Origin of the sequence: Enterobacter sp. 148H3, from assembly GCF_034107425.1 — a bacterium.
In the GTDB taxonomy this organism is placed as follows: Bacteria; Pseudomonadota; Gammaproteobacteria; order Enterobacterales; family Enterobacteriaceae; genus Enterobacter; species Enterobacter vonholyi.
The window spans coordinates 1-18721 of the sequence record NZ_JAWNEI010000004.1 but is presented as its reverse complement, the minus strand read 5'-3'; the positions used below and the strand labels follow the sequence as shown (position 1 = coordinate 18721).

Annotated in this window: 13 protein-coding genes; 10 read left to right on the top strand and 3 right to left on the bottom strand. The window is 54.5% G+C overall.

The window, feature by feature from the left end; all coding sequences use genetic code 11:
- Nucleotides 1-230 precede the first annotated feature (230 nt).
- From lrp to USH94_RS06720, 10 genes are all read left to right on the top strand, one after another.
- Nucleotides 231-725, top strand: coding sequence for a leucine-responsive transcriptional regulator Lrp (gene lrp, locus USH94_RS06765; protein WP_000228469.1), 495 nt, complete (start codon nucleotides 231-233; stop codon nucleotides 723-725).
- A 135-nt stretch (nucleotides 726-860) separates the two neighbouring features.
- A complete protein-coding gene (gene ftsK / locus USH94_RS06760; RefSeq protein ID WP_111963920.1) occupies nucleotides 861-4592 on the top strand; it encodes a DNA translocase FtsK in 3732 nt (1243 codons plus the stop codon).
- Between the two features lie 128 nt (nucleotides 4593-4720).
- Entirely contained in the window at nucleotides 4721-5335 is a 615-nt protein-coding gene (lolA, locus tag USH94_RS06755; protein WP_021240884.1) for an outer membrane lipoprotein chaperone LolA, read from the top strand.
- Nucleotides 5336-5344: 9 nt separating this feature from the next.
- On the top strand, nucleotides 5345-6688 hold the full coding sequence (gene rarA / locus USH94_RS06750) for a replication-associated recombination protein RarA (RefSeq protein WP_111963921.1): 1344 nt from the start codon (nucleotides 5345-5347) through the stop codon (nucleotides 6686-6688).
- A gap of 92 nt (nucleotides 6689-6780) precedes the next feature.
- Nucleotides 6781-8073 carry a serine--tRNA ligase gene (gene serS / locus USH94_RS06745; protein ID WP_008499983.1) on the top strand — a complete coding sequence of 431 codons (1293 nt, stop codon included), beginning with the start codon at nucleotides 6781-6783 and terminating at the stop codon, nucleotides 8071-8073.
- Between the two features lie 210 nt (nucleotides 8074-8283).
- Nucleotides 8284-10728 (top strand): dimethylsulfoxide reductase subunit A, encoded by a 2445-nt coding sequence (dmsA, locus tag USH94_RS06740; protein ID WP_111963922.1) that lies wholly within the window; start codon nucleotides 8284-8286, stop codon nucleotides 10726-10728.
- Nucleotides 10729-10738: 10 nt separating this feature from the next.
- The gene (locus tag USH94_RS06735) at nucleotides 10739-11356 is read left to right on the top strand and encodes a DMSO/selenate family reductase complex B subunit (protein ID WP_021240882.1); all 618 of its coding nucleotides are present in this window, start codon (nucleotides 10739-10741) and stop codon (nucleotides 11354-11356) included.
- Between the two features lies 1 nt (nucleotide 11357).
- Complete coding sequence (locus USH94_RS06730; RefSeq protein ID WP_111963923.1) at nucleotides 11358-12221, top strand: dimethyl sulfoxide reductase anchor subunit family protein; 864 nt, start codon at nucleotides 11358-11360, stop codon at nucleotides 12219-12221.
- Nucleotides 12222-12497: 276 nt separating this feature from the next.
- Nucleotides 12498-13646 (top strand): MFS transporter, encoded by a 1149-nt coding sequence (locus tag USH94_RS06725; protein WP_111963924.1) that lies wholly within the window; start codon nucleotides 12498-12500, stop codon nucleotides 13644-13646.
- A gap of 123 nt (nucleotides 13647-13769) precedes the next feature.
- Nucleotides 13770-14300, top strand: a complete 531-nt coding sequence (locus USH94_RS06720; protein ID WP_111963925.1) for an anti-virulence regulator CigR family protein — start codon at nucleotides 13770-13772, stop codon at nucleotides 14298-14300.
- Nucleotides 14301-14335: 35 nt separating this feature from the next.
- Here the strand turns inward: USH94_RS06720 and pflA are convergent, their stop codons facing one another.
- The 3 genes from pflA to focA all read right to left on the bottom strand — a co-directional run bounded on the left by pflA (nucleotide 14336) and on the right by focA (nucleotide 18471).
- Nucleotides 14336-15076 (bottom strand): pyruvate formate lyase 1-activating protein, encoded by a 741-nt coding sequence (pflA, locus tag USH94_RS06715; protein WP_045630022.1) that lies wholly within the window; start codon nucleotides 15074-15076, stop codon nucleotides 14336-14338.
- A 203-nt stretch (nucleotides 15077-15279) separates the two neighbouring features.
- Nucleotides 15280-17562 (bottom strand): formate C-acetyltransferase, encoded by a 2283-nt coding sequence (pflB, locus tag USH94_RS06710; protein WP_023310992.1) that lies wholly within the window; start codon nucleotides 17560-17562, stop codon nucleotides 15280-15282.
- A 51-nt stretch (nucleotides 17563-17613) separates the two neighbouring features.
- A complete protein-coding gene (gene focA / locus USH94_RS06705; protein ID WP_008499974.1) occupies nucleotides 17614-18471 on the bottom strand; it encodes a formate transporter FocA in 858 nt (285 codons plus the stop codon).
- Nucleotides 18472-18721: the final 250 nt, after the last annotated feature.

Genomic DNA, 18721 nt, shown 5'->3' with positions numbered 1-18721 from the left:
GTAAATGCCATTTTTACCGGGTCAGTGAAATCTACGCATGGCGTGGACAGACGCCATACGTGATGTCGGTGACAGCCTTCGGGCAACGGTCTTCTTACCAACAGAACCCGAATCCGCATCGCGTCTATTACATAATCAGGCGATGTGATGACTAACGGGTACAGGCTCTGAACAGTGATGTGCACAGGGTCCAGGCAGGAGTAGGGAAGGAATACAGAGAGACAATAATAATGGTAGATAGCAAGAAGCGCCCTGGCAAAGATCTCGACCGTATCGATCGTAACATTCTTAATGAATTGCAAAAGGATGGGCGTATTTCCAACGTCGAGCTTTCAAAACGTGTGGGACTTTCCCCGACGCCGTGCCTTGAGCGTGTGCGCCGACTGGAAAGACAGGGTTTCATTCAGGGCTACACTGCTCTGTTGAACCCGCATTATCTGGATGCCTCACTTCTGGTATTTGTTGAGATTACTCTGAATCGTGGTGCGCCGGATGTGTTTGAACAATTCAACGCCGCTGTACAAAAACTTGAAGAAATTCAAGAGTGTCATCTGGTGTCCGGTGATTTCGACTACCTGTTGAAAACCCGAGTGCCTGATATGTCCGCCTACCGTAAGCTGCTGGGGGAAACCCTGCTGCGTCTGCCAGGCGTGAACGACACCCGTACATATGTGGTGATGGAAGAGGTCAAACAGAGCAATCGTCTGGTTATTAAGACGCGCTAACACGGAACAGGTGCAAAATCAGCGTAGTTTGATTACACTCCTGTTAATCCATACAGCAACAGTGCCGGGGAGTCCCGGCGCTGTTGTCCGTTTTAGCAAAAAGGCAGGATATGCCTGATACCTGGAGAGCCTTTTTTGAGCCAGGAATACACTGAAGACAAAGAAGTCACACTATCGAAGCTAAGCAGCGGACGTCGTCTCCTCGAGGCTTTGCTGATTGTTATTGCCCTTTTTGCCGTCTGGCTGATGGCAGCCTTATTCAGTTTCAATCCTTCAGATCCCAGCTGGTCACAAACTGCATGGCATGAGCCTATCCATAATTTAGGCGGTGTCCCTGGTGCCTGGCTGGCGGATACGCTGTTTTTCATTTTCGGTGTGATGGCCTACACCCTCCCCGTTATTATCATTGGCGGCTGCTGGTTTGCGTGGCGTCATCGTCAGAACGATGATTACATCGACTATTTCGCCGTGTCGCTGCGCCTGATTGGCGCGCTGGCGCTGATCCTTACTTCGTGCGGGCTAGCGGCAATCAATGCGGATGATATCTGGTACTTCGCCTCTGGCGGTGTAATCGGCAGCTTACTCAGTTCTGCGCTACAGCCGATGCTGCACAGCAGCGGCGGCACGCTGGCGCTGCTGTGCATTTGGGCGGCCGGGCTAACGCTATTTACCGGCTGGTCCTGGGTGAGCATTGCCGAGAAAATTGGTAGTTTTATCCTCACCATTCTGACCTTCGCCAGCAACCGTACCCGCCGTGACGATACGTGGGTTGATGAAGACGAGTACGAAGATGAAGAGGAAGATGACGCGCCTGTGCAGCGTCGCGAATCTCGTCGCGCGCGTATTCTGCGCGGCGCGCTGGCGCGTCGTCAGCGTGTTGCTGAGAAATTTGCCAACCCGCTAGGTCGTAAAACCGATGAGGCGCTCTTCTCCGGTAAACGCATGGATGAAGACGAGCAGGTGGCGTATCGCGCTGCGGGTGTCGCAGTCGATCCTGACGATGTGCTCTTCTCTGGCAGCCGGGCCACGCCCGGGGACTTTGACGAATACGACCCGCTGTTAAACGGTCACTCGGTCACTGAACCGGTTGCGGCAGCCGCAGCCGCGACAACCGCAGCGCAGGCGTATGCCGCGCCTGTCGACGCCGTGATGCCATCCGCGCCGGTTTCGCCGCCGGAATCCGTTATTCAGCAACCTCAGGTTGACTGGCAGACTGCTCCCGGTGTTCACACGCCGGAGCCCGTTATCGCGCCTGAACCAGAGAGCTATATCCCTGTGCAGCAGGAGCAGTGGCAGCAGCCATATCAGCCGCCGCAGCCTGCGTATGAACCGCAAGATTACCCTCACTTTGAACAGCCTGTGGCCCAGCCGTATCAGGAGTATGTGCCAGAACCGGTTGAACCTGTGCAGCCTCATGTAGCGCCGCAGCCTGAACCTGAAATCGTGGAAGAGGTGAAGCCTGCCCGTCCACCGCTGTACTATTTTGAAGAAGTCGAAGAGCGCCGCGCGCGTGAACGCGAACAGCTGGCCGCCTGGTATCAGCCTGTGCCTGAACCGGTGCAGGAGCCGGTGACGAAAGCGCCTTCTGTCCCAGTTCCACCGGTCGACTCGACACCTGTAGTTGCACCCGTAGCGGAAAGCGTGAAGCAGGCTACCGCGGCCGCTGCCGTGGCTGCACCTGTCTTTAGCCTGGCAACAGGGGGCGCGCCACGTCCTCAGGTGAAGGAGGGGATTGGTCCGCAACTGCCTCGTCCTAACCGCGTTCGCGTACCAACCCGTCGTGAACTTGCCTCTTATGGTATCAAGCTGCCTTCCCAGCGCATGGCAGAAGAGAAAGCGCGCGAGCCAGAGTACGAAGATGACGCCGATGAGATGCAACAGGACGAGCTGGCCCGCCAGTTCGCCGCGCAGCAGAATCAACGCTACGGTGAAGAATATCAGCACGGTGAACCTGTGCCTGAAGACGAAGATGACGCTGCAGAAGCGGAATTAGCGCGCCAGTTCGCCGCCACCCAGCAGCAGCGTTATTCCGGTGAACAACCGGCTGGTGCAAATCCGTTCTCACTGTCTGATTTTGAATTCTCGCCGATGAAGGATCTGGTGGATGATGGCCCGAGCGAGCCTTTATTTACCCCGAGCGTGATGCCGGAAGTTGAGCCTGTGCGCCAGCAGCCAGCACCACAGGCCTATGCACAGCCGCAACAACCTGTTCATCAGCCGTATGCGCAGCCGCAGCAGCCCGTTCAGCAGCCATATGCGCAACCGCAACAACCAGTTCAGCAACCGCAGCCGCCGCAGTTCCAGCAGCCTGCGCCTCAGCAGCAAGAGAGCCTGATTCACCCGCTGCTGATGCGTAACGGTGACAGCCGTCCGCTGCAGCGTCCAAGCACGCCGCTGCCGTCTCTTGATCTGTTAACGCCGCCGCCGTCGGAAGTGGAACCCGTCGATACCTTCGCGCTGGAGCAGATGGCGCGTCTGGTGGAAGCCCGTCTGGCCGACTTCCGTATCAAGGCTGACGTGGTGAACTACTCGCCGGGCCCTGTTATCACCCGTTTTGAACTGAACCTGGCGCCAGGCGTTAAAGCCGCGCGTATTTCTAACCTGTCCCGCGACCTGGCGCGTTCCTTGTCGACCGTTGCGGTACGTGTGGTGGAAGTGATACCGGGCAAACCTTACGTTGGTCTTGAGCTGCCGAACAAGAAACGTCAGACCGTCTACCTGCGTGAAGTGCTGGATAACACCAAATTCCGCGATAACCCATCCCCGCTGACAGTGGTGCTGGGTAAAGATATCGCTGGCGATCCGGTGGTGGCAGACCTCGCAAAAATGCCTCACCTGCTGGTCGCGGGTACTACCGGTTCCGGTAAGTCTGTCGGTGTGAACGCCATGATCCTCAGCATGCTCTATAAAGCGCAGCCGGAAGATGTGCGTTTCATCATGATCGACCCGAAAATGCTCGAACTTTCGGTCTACGAAGGCATCCCGCATCTGCTGACCGAAGTGGTCACCGACATGAAAGACGCCGCCAACGCCCTGCGCTGGAGCGTCAATGAGATGGAACGCCGCTACAAGCTGATGTCTGCGTTGGGCGTACGTAATCTGGCCGGTTATAACGAGAAAATCGCCCAGGCTATGCGTATGGGACGTCCGATCCCGGATCCTTACTGGAAGCCAGGTGACAGCATGGATGCCCAGCATCCGGTGCTGGAAAAACTGCCTTATATCGTCGTGCTGGTCGATGAATTCGCTGACCTGATGATGACCGTTGGTAAGAAAGTGGAAGAGTTGATTGCCCGTCTGGCGCAGAAAGCGCGTGCGGCTGGTATTCACCTTGTGCTGGCGACCCAGCGTCCTTCCGTGGACGTTATCACTGGTCTTATCAAAGCGAACATTCCGACGCGTATCGCCTTTACCGTATCAAGCAAAATTGACTCCCGTACCATTCTTGATCAGGGCGGCGCAGAGTCGCTGCTGGGAATGGGGGACATGCTCTATTCCGGCCCGAACTCCACTTCTCCGGTGCGTGTTCACGGTGCGTTTGTCCGCGACGAGGAAGTTCACGCTGTCGTGCAGGACTGGAAAGCGCGCGGTCGTCCACAATATATTGACGGCATTACCAGCGATACGGAAAGCGAAGGCGGCGGCGGTGGCTTCGACGGTGGTGAAGAGCTGGATCCGTTATTCGATCAGGCGGTTAACTTCGTTACCGAAAAACGCAAAGCGTCCATCTCAGGCGTGCAGCGTCAATTCCGCATCGGCTATAACCGCGCAGCGCGTATCATCGAGCAGATGGAAGCGCAGGGCATTGTGAGCGAGCAGGGGCATAACGGTAACCGCGAGGTGCTGGCGCCGCCGCCGTTTGATTAACCTTCAGCGTTTGCAAAGAAGGGTAAATCAGCCAAAATTAAGCATTTTCTTCTGTCGCCTGCCTTCGGGCAGGTCCAGAATAGAAGACGGAAATCCCATATCGGGAAGACGTATTTTAAGGAATAACAATGAAAAAAATCGCCATCGCCTGTGCATTACTCACCAGTTTTGTTGCCAGCAGCGTCTGGGCTGATGCAGCCAGCGACCTTAAAAGCCGACTGGATAAAGTAAGCAGCTTCCACGCCAGCTTCACGCAAAAAGTGACGGACGGCAGCGGCAACGCGGTGCAGGAAGGCCAGGGAGATTTGTGGGTAAAACGCCCAAATCTGTTCAACTGGCACATGACCCAGCCGGATGAGAGCATCCTGGTGTCTGACGGTAAAACCTTATGGTTCTACAACCCGTTCGTTGAGCAGGCTACTGCGACCTGGCTGAAAGATGCCACCAGCAATACGCCGTTTATGCTGATTGCCCGAAACCAGGCCAGCGACTGGCAGCAGTACAATATTAAACAGACGGGTGACGAGTTCGTCCTGACGCCGAAAGGCAGCAACGGCAACCTGAAGCAGTTCACCATTAACGTGAGCACCAACGGTACCATTAATCAGTTCGGCGCGGTTGAGCAGGACGATCAGCGCAGCAGCTACCAGCTTAAATCTCAGCAGAACGGCGCCGTTGATGCATCGAAATTCACCTTTACCCCGCCGAAGGGCGTGACGGTGGACGACCAACGCAATAAGTAAGAGGCGTGAGTGGGCAATCTGTCGCTCGATTTTTCAGATAACGCGTTTCAACCTCTGGCCGCCCGTATGCGGCCAGAAAATTTAGCGCAGTACATCGGCCAGCAGCACCTGCTGGCTGCCGGTAAGCCATTGCCACGCGCCATTGAGGCCGGGCATCTTCACTCCATGATCCTCTGGGGGCCCCCTGGCACCGGCAAGACCACGCTTGCAGAAGTGATCGCCCGCTATGCCAACGCGGACGTTGAACGCATCTCGGCGGTGACCTCCGGCGTGAAGGAGATCCGTGAGGCGATCGAGCGTGCGCGGCAGAACCGCAATGCCGGGCGGCGCACCATCCTCTTCGTGGACGAAGTCCACCGCTTCAACAAGAGCCAGCAGGATGCCTTCCTGCCGCATATTGAAGACGGCACGATCTTCTTCATCGGCGCGACCACCGAGAATCCGTCGTTTGAATTGAACTCGGCGCTACTCTCCCGCGCGCGCGTTTATCTGCTCAAATCGCTGACCACCGAGGATATTGAAAAGGTTCTCACCCAGGCGATGGACGACAAAGCGCGCGGCTACGGCGGGCAGGATATCGTTCTGCCCGACGACACGCGTCGTGCGATTGCGGAGCTGGTCAACGGCGATGCGCGTCGGGCGCTGAATACGCTGGAAATGATGGCCGATATGGCCGAAGTCGACGATGCCGGGAAGCGGGTGCTTAAACCGGAATTGCTCACCGAAATTGCTGGTGAACGCAGCGCCCGTTTCGACAATAAAGGCGACCGTTTTTACGACCTGATCTCGGCGCTGCATAAGTCGGTACGCGGCAGCGCGCCGGATGCGGCGCTTTACTGGTACGCGCGCATTATCACTGCGGGCGGCGATCCGTTGTATGTCGCGCGCCGCTGTCTGGCGATTGCGTCTGAAGATGTTGGCAATGCCGATCCACGCGCTATGCAGGTCGCGCTGTCGGCCTGGGACTGCTTCACCCGCGTTGGACCCGCGGAGGGCGAACGTGCCATTGCGCAGGCGATTGTTTATTTGGCCTGCGCGCCGAAAAGCAATGCGGTTTATACCGCGTTTAAAGCGGCAATGTCGGATGCGCGTGAACGCCCGGACTACGATGTGCCGGTTCATCTGCGTAATGCACCGACCAAACTGATGAAAGAGATGGGGTATGGGCAGGAGTACCGCTACGCTCATGATGAACCCAATGCCTACGCCGCAGGGGAGGAATATTTCCCGCAGGAGATGGCACAAACGCGCTATTATCGCCCCACAAACAGAGGTCTTGAAGGCAAGATTGGTGAAAAGCTCACCTGGCTCGCCGGACAGGATCAAAATAGCCCTATAAAACGCTACCGTTAGTTCAATCGTTGCGGTAATGTTGGCGTAGTATCCTTGTGGCCGCAGGCTGTGGTCACATTTCCCTATTTTAATTCGATAAGCACAGGATAAGCATGCTCGATCCCAATCTGCTGCGTAATGAGCCAGACGCAGTCGCTGAAAAACTGGCACGCCGGGGCTTTAAGCTGGATGTAGATAAGCTACGCGCTCTTGAAGAGCGTCGTAAAGTACTGCAGGTACAAACTGAAAATCTGCAGGCAGAGCGTAACTCTCGATCGAAATCCATCGGCCAGGCGAAAGCGCGCGGGGAAGATATTGAGCCATTACGCCTGGAAGTGAACAAGCTGGGTGAAGAACTGGATCAGGCGAAAGCTGAGCTGGACGTTCTTCAGGCCGAGATTCGTGATATTGCCCTGGCTATCCCGAATATTCCTGACGACAGCGTGCCTGTCGGCAAAGATGAAAACGACAACGTTGAAGTGAAGCGCTGGGGTACGCCTCGTGAGTTTGACTTCGAAGTACGCGATCACGTGACGCTGGGCGAAATGCACGCGGGCCTGGACTTTGCGGCAGCGGTTAAGCTGACAGGTTCTCGCTTCGTGGTGATGAAAGGCCAGATTGCCCATCTGCACCGCGCGCTGGCGCAGTTCATGCTGGATCTGCACACCGAGCAGCATGGCTACAGCGAAACCTACGTGCCGTATCTGGTCAACCACGATACGCTGTACGGTACGGGCCAGTTGCCGAAATTTGCCGGCGACCTGTTCCATACCCGCCCGCTGGACGAAGAAGCAGACAGTAGCAACTACGCGCTGATCCCAACCGCGGAAGTGCCGCTGACTAACCTCGTGCGTGATGAGATCATCGACGAAGACGATCTGCCGATCAAACTGACGGCACATTCACCGTGCTTCCGTTCTGAAGCCGGTTCTTACGGTCGCGACACGCGCGGTCTGATCCGTATGCACCAGTTCGACAAAGTTGAGATGGTGCAGATCGTTCGTCCAGAAGAATCTATGGACGCGCTGGAAGAGATGACCGGCCACGCGGAGAAGGTTCTGGAGCTGCTGGGTCTGCCGTACCGTCGTATGGCTCTGTGTACCGGTGATATGGGCTTTGGCGCCTGCAAAACCTTCGATCTGGAAGTGTGGGTGCCTGCGCAGAACACCTACCGTGAAATCTCCTCCTGCTCTAACGTCTGGGATTTCCAGGCGCGCCGCATGCAGGCACGCTGCCGCAGCAAATCTGACAAGAAAACCCGTCTGGTACATACCCTGAACGGTTCTGGTCTGGCTGTGGGTCGTACCCTGGTTGCCGTGCTGGAAAACTATCAGCAGGCAGACGGTCGTATCGAGATCCCTGAAGTGCTGCGTCCATACATGAAAGGCCAGCAGTACATCGGTTAATATTTGTCTTAAAACAAAAAAGCGCCTCAGGGCGCTTTTTTTATGCTTATGAATTGATACGACGCAATACCCCCTCCCTCTAAAGTAGTAATACTCCTCCGAATGAAAGTCAGCATAAAACGCTGATAACGAAAATATTCGTTATATATAAAACTACATAGCGGTTTGCGCCGCCTCTCTTTTCTTTGTGAGCAACCAAAGTGAGTCTCTATGAAAATCAACGCGCCTGAAGCATTAATGGCTGCCGAGGTCACTCGCCGTGGTTTGATGAAAACCACGGCTATAGGCGGCCTGGCCGTAGCCAGCAGTGCCTTCACGCTCCCCTTTACCCGACTGGCGTCGGCGGCTGATGCTCTGTCTCCGGCCACTTCCCCGGAAAAAGTGGTGTGGAGTGCCTGTACCGTCAACTGCGGTAGCCGTTGTCCGCTGCGTATGCATGTGGTGGATGGTGAAATTAAATATATCGAAACCGACAATACCGGGGACGATAACTACGAAGGGTTACATCAGGTCCGTGCCTGCCTGCGCGGTCGCTCCATGCGTCGTCGTGTCTATAATCCTGACCGCCTGAAATACCCGATGAAGCGCGTCGGTAAGCGTGGGGAAGGGAAGTTCGAGCGGATTAGCTGGGATGAAGCCTACGATATCATTGCCACTAACATGCAGCGTTTGATTAAAGAGTACGGCAACGAATCCATCTACCTGAACTACGGTACCGGGACGCTTGGCGGCACGCTGACCCGTTCCTGGCCACCGGGTAAAACGCTGGTGGCGCGCCTGATGAACTGCTGCGGCGGTTATCTCAATCACTATGGTGACTACTCATCGGCGCAGATTGCTGCTGGCCTGAACTACACCTATGGCGGCTGGGCGGACGGAAACAGCCCGTCTGATATCGAAAATAGTAAGCTGGTGGTGCTGTTCGGCAATAACCCGGGTGAAACCCGCATGAGCGGCGGTGGGGTAACCTACTACCTCGAACAGGCCCGCGCCAAATCCAATGCCCGCATGATCATCATCGACCCACGCTACACCGACACCGGCGCCGGACGTGAAGACGAGTGGATCCCCATTCGTCCGGGGACCGACGCGGCGCTGGTCTCCGCCCTGGCGTGGGTGATGATCACTGAGAATCTTGTCGATCAGCCTTTCCTGGATAAATACTGCGTCGGCTATGACGAGAAAACTCTGCCAGCCAGCGCGCCGGCAAACGGTCACTACAAGGCGTATATTCTCGGACAGGGCAGCGACGGCGTGGCGAAAACGCCGGAGTGGGCGTCCACCATCACCGGCATCCCGGCTGATCGTATCGTTCAGCTGGCGCGTGAAATTGGTTCAGCCAAACCGGCCTATATCAGCCAGGGCTGGGGTCCGCAGCGTCATGCGAACGGCGAAATCGCGACCCGTGCCATCTCCATGCTCTCCATTCTGACCGGCAACGTCGGCATTCACGGCGGTAACACCGGCGCGCGTGAAGGTTCATATGAAGTGCCGTTCGAACGTATGCCGACGCTGGATAACCCGGTTCAGACCAGCATCTCCATGTTTATGTGGACCGATGCGATTGAACGCGGCCCGGAAATGACCGCCCTGCGCGACGGCGTGCGCGGCAAGGACAAGCTGGACGTGCCGATCAAGATGATCTGGAACTATGCCGGTAACTGCCTCATCAACCAGCATTCAGAAATCAACCGTACCCATGAAATCCTGCAGGACGACAAGAAGTGCGAGATGATTGTGGTGATCGACTGCCACATGACCTCTTCGGCGAAATATGCCGATATCCTGCTGCCGGACTGCACCGCCTCTGAGCAGATGGATTTCGCGCTGGATGCATCCTGCGGCAACATGTCCTACGTGATTTTTACCGACCAGGCGATTAAACCGCGCTTTGAGTGCAAAACCATTTATGAGATGACCTCCGAGCTGGCGAAACGTCTTGGCGTTGAGCAGCAGTTTACTGAGGGGCGGACTCAGGAAGGGTGGATGCGCCATCTGCATGAACTCTCCCGTAAGGCCATTCCTGACCTGCCGGACTTTGACACCTTCCGCAAGCAGGGGATGTACAAACAGCGCGATCCGGAAGGGCACCACGTGGCGTACAAAGCGTTCCGTGAAGATCCGCAGGCGAACCCGCTGACCACGCCGTCGGGCAAAATCGAAATCTATTCCGAAGAGTTGGCAAAAATTGCGTCAACCTGGGAACTGCCGGAAGGGGACGTTATCGATCCGCTGCCGATCTACACGCCGGGCTTTGAAAACTACAACGATCCGCTGACGGCGAAATTCCCGCTGCAGCTGACCGGCTTCCACTACAAAGCGCGTGTTCACTCTACCTACGGTAACGTCGACGTGCTGAAAGCCGCCTGCCGACAGGAGATGTGGATCAACCCGATGGATGCCAAAGCGCGAGGCATCAGCAATGGCGATCGCGTGCGGATCTTCAACGGTCGCGGCGAGGTTCACATTGAAGCCAAAGTGACGCCGCGCATGATGCCAGGCGTAGTGGCGCTGGGTGAAGGTGCCTGGTATAGCCCTGATGCAAACCGCATCGACCAGGCTGGCAGTATTAACGTACTGACCACGCAGCGTCCGTCGCCGCTGGCGAAAGGCAACCCATCCCACACAAACCTTGTCCAGGTTGAAAAGGTTTAAGGAGTAACCGATGACAACCCAGTATGGATTTTTTATTGATTCCAGCCGTTGCACCGGGTGCAAAACCTGCGAGCTGGCCTGTAAAGATTACAAAGACCTGACCCCTGACGTCAGCTTCCGCCGTATTTATGAATACGCCGGGGGGGACTGGCAGGAAGATAACGGCGTCTGGCATCAGAACGTTTTTGCCTATTACCTGTCAATTGCCTGTAACCACTGTGAAGATCCGGCCTGTACTAAGGTCTGCCCGAGCGGGGCGATGCACAAGCGTGAAGACGGTTTTGTGGTGGTGGACGAAGATGTCTGCATCGGCTGTCGGTACTGCCATATGGCGTGCCCGTACGGCGCGCCGCAGTACAATGCCGCCAAAGGTCATATGACCAAATGCGATGGCTGCCACACCCGCGTAGCGGACGGCAAAAAGCCGATTTGCGTCGAGTCCTGCCCGCTGCGCGCGCTGGACTTCGGTCCGATTGAAGAGCTGCGTCAAAAACACGGGCAGCTCGCTGCCGTGGCGCCGCTGCCGTCTGCGCACTTCACGAAGCCGAGCATTGTAATTAAACCTAACGCCAACAGCCGTCCTACAGGGGACACCACCGGCTACCTGGCAAATCCGAAGGAGGTGTGAGATGGGAAGTGGATGGCATGAATGGCCGCTGATGATCTTCACGGTCTTTGGTCAGTGCGTGGCGGGTGGTTTCATTGTGCTCGCGCTGGCGCTGTTGAAAGGTCGCCTTAATGCTGAACAGCAGCAGCGTTTAGTGTTGAGCATGTTTGGCCTGTGGGTGCTGATGGGGATTGGGTTTATCGCCTCTACGCTTCACCTGGGGTCGCCTATGCGCGCGTTTAACTCCCTGAACCGCGTGGGTGCCTCATCCCTCAGTAATGAGATTGCCAGCGGAGCAATTTTCTTTGCCGTCGGTGGGCTGGGCTGGCTGCTGGCCGCCATGAAAAAATTGCCTGCGGGTCTGCGCAGCCTGTGGCTAATCGTGACCATGGTGTTAGGCGTGGTGTTCGTGTGGATGATGGTGCGCGTCTATAACACCATCGATACCGTTCCAACATGGTACAGCGTCTGGACGCCAATGAGCTTCTTCCTGACGATGTTGATCGGCGGACCGCTGCTGGGCTACCTGCTGCTGCGCGTGGCGGGCGTAGACGGGTGGGCAATGCGTTTGCTGCCCGCAGTTTCTCTGCTGGCGCTGGTAGTGAGTTCGATAGTCGCCCTGATGCAGGGTGCAGAACTGGCAACCATTCACAGCTCTATCCAGCAGGCTTCTGCCCTGGTACCGGACTACGGTGCTCTGATGGCCTGGCGCATCGTTCTGCTGGTCGCCGCGTTGGTATTCTGGATTGCTCCTCAGCTCAAAGGTTATCAGCCCGCGCTGCCGCTGCTGTCACTGGCTTTTGTGCTGGTACTGGCGGGTGAACTGATTGGTCGCGGCGTGTTCTACGGGTTGCATATGACTGTAGGTATGGCTATCGCCAGTTAACGTTGTATTTGGTTATATCAAGCCGGGCCTGAGTGCCCGGCTTTTTCTTTTTTCGATCATGAAATTTTTCGACTGTCGTTTTGTTTTAATTTTGCCCATTAATAAATGAAAACAGAGACATAATTAATATCTATAGCAGGCGTGGCATTAGCAGGATAAGTTTTTTAAATCGACAGGGAACATATTGTGCGAGGCGGCTAAATCAGTGGATTGACTTTGTTTTTGCCAGTGGCATGATGCGCACGAAATCTGAACTTCCTCACGGCTTTTTAATCCATGACCACCTATACCCGGCCAGTGCTGCTGTTGCTCTGTGGCTTGCTTCTGTTGACCCTGGCGATCGCAGTGTTAAATACGCTCGTCCCGCTGTGGCTTGCCCATGAAAACTTACCGACCTGGCAGGTGGGTATGGTTAGCTCGTCCTTTTTTACCGGCAACCTTCTTGGAACCCTGGTGACCGGGAGCCTGATTAAGCGCTTTGGCTTTAACCGCAGCTATTATCTGGCTTCGCTGATTTTCGCTGCCGGGTGTGCGGGGCTGGGCCTGATGGTCGGCTTTTGGAGCTGGATGGCATGGCGCTTTATCGCCGGTGTAGGCTGCGCGATGATTTGGGTAGTCGTTGAAAGTGCGCTGATGTGCAGCGGCACCTCCCGTAATCGTGGACGCCTGCTGGCAGCCTATATGATGGTTTATTACGTCGGCACCGTACTGGGGCAACTGATGGTCAGCAAGCTGCCAACCGACCTCATGAGCGTTCTGCCGTGGGTAACGGGTATGGTGCTGGCCGCGATCTTGCCTTTGCTCTTCACGCGCATCGTGAACCAGAACAGCGAACACCAGGAAGCAACCCACGTCTGGCCAATGCTCAGACTGCGTCATGCGCGTCTGGGCGTTAACGGCTGCATTATATCGGGGATTGTACTGGGCTCGCTCTATGGTCTGATGCCGCTCTATCTGAATCATCAGGGCGTCAGCGATTCCGGAATTGGATTCTGGATGGCGGTCATGGTGAGTGCGGGGATCGTCGGGCAGTGGCCGATTGGCCGTCTGGCGGACCGCTTTGGTCGTTTGCTGGTGCTGCGCGTTCAGGTCTTCGTGGTCATCATGGGATGTCTTGCCATGCTCAGCAATGCCGCGATGGCGCCTGCGCTGTTCATTCTCGGGGCCGCCGGCTTTACGCTCTATCCGGTGGCAATGGCCTGGGCCTGCGAAAAAGTTGAGCATCACCAGCTGGTGGCAATGAACCAGGCGCTGTTACTGAGCTATACCATCGGCAGCTTATTAGGGCCGACGTTTACCGCGATGCTGATGCAGAATTACTCCGACAATTTACTGTTTATCATGATTGCCAGCGTGTCGTTTATATATCTCTTAATGCTGCTGCGTAAAGCAGGTGAGCATCCAACGCCTGTGGCACATGCCTGATTAAATTAAAGCCTGTCGATGACAGGCTTTTTTGTCCCCATCACAACTAAGAGTTTTACTTATTGTTTGTTTATTGCGCCAGGCGATAATTCATGTGAGTCCTAACACTATAAGGCAGCAATCATGTCTATTCGTCGTTTTTCCACTACCGCACTTGCCGTAGTGTTGTCTTTAACGTTTGCAACTGCTCCGGTCATGGCTAATCCTGGAAACGGGAACGGCGGTGGTCACGGAAACGGTGGCGGACAAGGTAATGGCGGTAATCATGGTAACGGGAATTCTGGTAACTCCGGCAACCATGGAAATAAGCAAAATAGCGGACAGGATAACCCTGGAAAATCGAATAAGAGCTTCAAAAATAGCAAAGATGTCGGTAATGATGTTGATGCTCGCGTGAGCTTCGATCATGCGCGTCACCTGGCGCTGAATTATGGCTTAACGGGTTATGACTCTCTGCCTCCGGGCATCGCGAAAAACCTGGCGCGCGGTAAGCCGCTTCCTCCGGGCATTGCGAAGAAAACCGTGCCAGCCTCTATGCTGGACCAGCTTCCTTCCTACCCAGGCTATGAATGGCGCGTGGTCGGGGACGACCTGGTCTTAATTGCGTTGAGCACAGCCATTGTGACGTCCGTTATTAACGGTGTATTTAAATAGAATATAAAAAAGGCCCGGTTTACCGGGCCTTTTCTTTAATACATGACCTTGTGGCCATACTGCTCGAGAATACCTTTCACGCGTTCCATCGTCTCTTTTTTCGGCGGCTTCACGCCATCGAGTTTGTACTCTTCGCCCATGGCCACCCATTTATGTTTACCCAGCTCGTGATAGGGCAGAAGCTCGATTTTCTCGACGTTGCCCATGTCACGGGTGAATTCCCCCAGGCGGTGCGCGGAGTCGTCGTCGTCTGACCAGCCAGGAACAACCACGTAGCGGATCCAGGTTTTGATGCCTTTGTCGGCTATGTATTTGGCAAACTCCAGCGTGCGGTGGTTTGAGACACCAACGAGGTTCTGGTGGATCTCATCGTTCATCTGTTTGAGATCGAGCATCACCAGATCGGTCACTTCAAGCAGTTCATCAATCACCGGATCGTAGCGACGTACAAAGCCATTGGTATCCAGGCAGGTATGTATGCCTTCTTTGTGGCAGGCGCGGAACCAGTCACGGACAAATTCAGCCTGAAGAATGGCTTCACCGCCGGATGCGGTGACGCCGCCACCGGACGCGTTCATAAAGTGGCGGTAGGTCACCACCTCTTTCATCAAGTCTTCAACGGTCACTTCTTTGCCGCCGTGCGTGTCCCAGGTATCGCGGTTATGGCAGTACAGGCAGCGCATCAGGCAGCCCTGGAAAAAGGTGATAAAGCGGATGCCCGGGCCATCAACGGTGCCACAGGATTCAAAGGAGTGAATACGACCAATAGTTGACATTGCGGTGATATCTCCATCATCGGCCCGTCCCGGGCCTGTGTATGCACAGCTCAAAGCCGGCTGTGTTAAGTCTGTTTTGGCTGTTATCCATTAAGTATAGATAGCGGGCAAAAGAGACTGAGGTGGAGAGGGTGCTAAAAAGGCCCCACTGACGTGGAGCCTTTATTGTACGCTTGTTAACGCGTGATTTCAGTCAATTCCACTTACATGGACTGAGTGAAAGTACGGGTGATAACGTCCTGCTGCTGTTCTTTAGTCAGGGAGTTAAAACGTACTGCGTAGCCAGATACGCGGATGGTCAGCTGAGGATATTTCTCAGGGTGTTCCATCGCGTCGAGCAGCATTTCACGGTTCATTACGTTCACGTTCAGGTGCTGACCACCTTCGATGGACGCTTCGTGGTGGAAGTAACCATCCATCAGACCCGCGAGGTTGGTTTTACGCACTTCGTCGTCTTTACCCAGCGCGTTTGGCACGATAGAGAAGGTGTAAGAGATACCATCTTTCGCGTAGGCAAACGGCAGTTTAGCTACGGAAGTCAGAGAGGCAACAGCACCTTTCTGGTCACGACCGTGCATTGGGTTAGCACCTGGGCCGAACGGCGCGCCAGCACGACGACCGTCTGGGGTGTTACCGGTTTTCTTACCATACACAACGTTAGAGGTGATGGTCAGAACAGACTGAGTCGGGATAGCGTTACGGTAGGTAGTCAGTTTCTGAATTTTCTTCATGAAACGTTCTACCAGGTCAACCGCCATGTCATCAACGCGAGAGTCGTTGTTACCAAACTGAGGATATTCGCCTTCGATTTCGAAGTCGATAGCCAGACCGTCTTCGTCACGAATTGGTTTAACTTTCGCATATTTGATTGCAGACAGGGAGTCAGCAGCAACGGACAGACCAGCGATACCACACGCCATGGTGCGGATAACGTCACGGTCGTGCAGCGCCATCAGAGAGGCTTCGTAGCTGTACTTGTCGTGCATGTAGTGGATAACGTTCAGTGCAGTGACGTACTGCTTAGCCAGCCAGTCCATGAAGTGATCCATGCGGTCCATGACTTCGTCGAAGTTCAGAACGTCGCCTTTGATCGGCTCAGATTTAGGACCAACCTGCATTTTCAGTTTTTCATCAACGCCGCCGTTGATAGCGTACAGCATGGTTTTCGCCAGGTTTGCACGCGCACCGAAGAACTGCATTTGTTTACCAACAACCATTGGGCTTACGCAGCAAGCGATAGCGTAATCGTCGTTGTTGAAGTCCGGACGCATCAGGTCATCGTTCTCGTACTGCAGAGAAGAGGTATCGATGGACACTTTAGCGGCGAATTTCTTGAAGTTCAGAGGCAGTTTTTCAGACCACAGAACGGTGATGTTCGGCTCCGGAGAAGGACCCATGGTGTACAGGGTGTTCAGGAAGCGGAAGCTGTTTTTAGTCACCAGAGTACGGCCGTCAACGCCCATACCGCCGATAGATTCTGTTGCCCAGATTGGGTCACCAGAGAACAGTTCATCATATTCAGGAGTACGCAGGAAGCGAACCATACGCAGTTTCATGACCAGGTGGTCAATCATTTCCTGAGCGTCTTGCTCGGTGATTTTGCCTGCTTTCAGGTCACGTTCGATGTAAGCATCCAGGAAGGTGGATACGCGACCGAAGGACATTGCTGCGCCGTTCTGAGACTTAACTGCGGCCAGGTAGCCGAAGTAGGTCCACTGGATAGCTTCCTGAGCGTTGGTAGCAGGACCAGAGATATCGCAGCCGTATTTAGCAGCCATCTCTTTGATCTGACCCAGCGCGCGGTGCTGTTCAGCGATCTCTTCACGCAGACGGATAGTCGCTTCCAGGTTTACGCCGTTTTCCAGATCGGACTGCAGGGAAACAAACTGCGCGTACTTGTCTTTCATCAGGAAGTCGATACCGTACAGCGCAACGCGACGGTAGTCACCGATGATACGGCCACGGCCATACGCATCTGGCAGACCAGTCAGAACGCCAGATTTACGGCAGTTCAGAATGTCTTTGGTGTAAACATCGAATACGCCCTGGTTGTGGGTTTTGCGGTATTCGGTGAAGATTTTTTTCAGCATTGGGTCCAGCTCGCGGTTATACGCTTTGCAGGAACCTTCAACCATTTTAATACCACCAAACGGGATGATTGCGCGTTTCAGTGGTGCTTCAGTCTGCAGACCAACGATTTTCTCAAGGGCTTTGTTGATATAGCCAGCATCGTGAGAAGTGATGGTGGAAGCAACGGAGGTGTCAAAATCAACTGGCGCGTGAGTGCGGTTTTCCAGTTTAACGCCTTCCATTACGCTGTCCCACAGCTTGGTTGTCGCGTCAGTTGCGCCAGCCAGGAAGGATTCGTCACCTTCATACGGGGTATAGTTTTTCTGAATGAAGTCACGTACGTTTACTTCATTCTGCCAGTCACCTTTCGCAAAACCTTCCCAGGCTGTGGCTAACTTTTCATTAAGCTCGGACATGTAACACCTACCTTCTTAAGTGGATTTTTTATTTACTGCCTGAGAAAACCATCAATGATGATCGTCGCCACGCAGGTAAATGACCCAGTATGTCAACCCAACTAACAGACCCCCACCGATAATGTTCCCGATAGTGACAGGGATCAGGTTATCAGTAATGAAATTCATAATAGTCAGGTGTGAGAAACTTTCCGGGGATGAACCAACTGCGGTCCAGAACTCCGGGCTCGCAAAGTCGCGGATGACAATGCCCATTGGGATCATGAACATATTCGCGATACTGTGCTCAAAGCCGCTGGCAACAAACATCGCAACCGGCAGAACCATAATTAAGGCTTTGTCCATCAGGCTACGACCCGAGTAGCTCATCCATACAGCCAGGCAGACCATCAGGTTAGCGAGGATGCCGAGAGCAACGGCTTCGATAAATGTGTGGTGCATTTTGTGGTCGGCGGTTTGCAGGACGTTAAGGCCCCAGCCACCGTTGGCGGTCATGTACTCGCCAGAAAGCCACATCAACAAAACAAAGAGCAGACAGCCAACCAGGTTACCCACGTAAACATTAAGCCAGTTACGTGCCAGCTGACCCCAGGTAATTCTTCCGCTGGCCTTTGCCACGACAATCAGCACCGTTGAGGTGAAGAGGTCGGCGCCGCAGATGACGCAGAGAATCAGACCCAGTGAGAAACAAATGCCGCCAATCAGTTTGGCCATACCGAAAGGCATTCCGGCAGTACCGGTGGTGGCGGTGATGTAGAAGACGAAAGCGATAGAGATGAACACACCAGCCGTGATCGCCAGATAGAACGTCTTCATCGGGTGTTTCGTTGCTTTATAGACACCCGCTTCTTCGGCAACTTTGGCCATCGCAGCAGGGAGTAAAAGATCAAAAGGGTTGTCAGCTTTCACACTAACTCTCTCTTTATTAAGTCGGCGACGAGATACTAACAAAGCATTATAGAAGAGAAATTGATATAGATCATATCTCGCCTGGCTTATAGGCCCGCAGTGTGTATGGATTTACAGCAAATGCGGAGTAAGTGTTTGATTATCCGTATAAAAATAAATTTTAAAAGTTATGAAAAGAGTTGAATTTTTTCGTTCAGCCACCTCGGAGACAGTTAATTAATATGGAGTATTTACCATAAAAAGTAACAGT

Excerpts from the sequence above, each read along its gene's own strand:
- pflA (WP_045630022.1), bottom strand. The coding sequence starts at position 15,076 with ATGTCAACTATTGGTCGTATTCACTCCTTTGAATCCTGTGGCACCGTT.
- dmsA (WP_111963922.1), top strand. The coding sequence starts at position 8,284 with ATGAAAATCAACGCGCCTGAAGCATTAATGGCTGCCGAGGTCACTCGC.
- USH94_RS06730 (WP_111963923.1), top strand. The coding sequence starts at position 11,358 with ATGGGAAGTGGATGGCATGAATGGCCGCTGATGATCTTCACGGTCTTT.
- lolA (WP_021240884.1), top strand. The coding sequence starts at position 4,721 with ATGAAAAAAATCGCCATCGCCTGTGCATTACTCACCAGTTTTGTTGCC.
- USH94_RS06735 (WP_021240882.1), top strand. The coding sequence starts at position 10,739 with ATGACAACCCAGTATGGATTTTTTATTGATTCCAGCCGTTGCACCGGG.
- lrp (WP_000228469.1), top strand. The coding sequence starts at position 231 with ATGGTAGATAGCAAGAAGCGCCCTGGCAAAGATCTCGACCGTATCGAT.
- serS (WP_008499983.1), top strand. The coding sequence starts at position 6,781 with ATGCTCGATCCCAATCTGCTGCGTAATGAGCCAGACGCAGTCGCTGAA.
- USH94_RS06720 (WP_111963925.1), top strand. The coding sequence starts at position 13,770 with ATGTCTATTCGTCGTTTTTCCACTACCGCACTTGCCGTAGTGTTGTCT.
- pflB (WP_023310992.1), bottom strand. The coding sequence starts at position 17,562 with ATGTCCGAGCTTAATGAAAAGTTAGCCACAGCCTGGGAAGGTTTTGCG.
- USH94_RS06725 (WP_111963924.1), top strand. The coding sequence starts at position 12,498 with ATGACCACCTATACCCGGCCAGTGCTGCTGTTGCTCTGTGGCTTGCTT.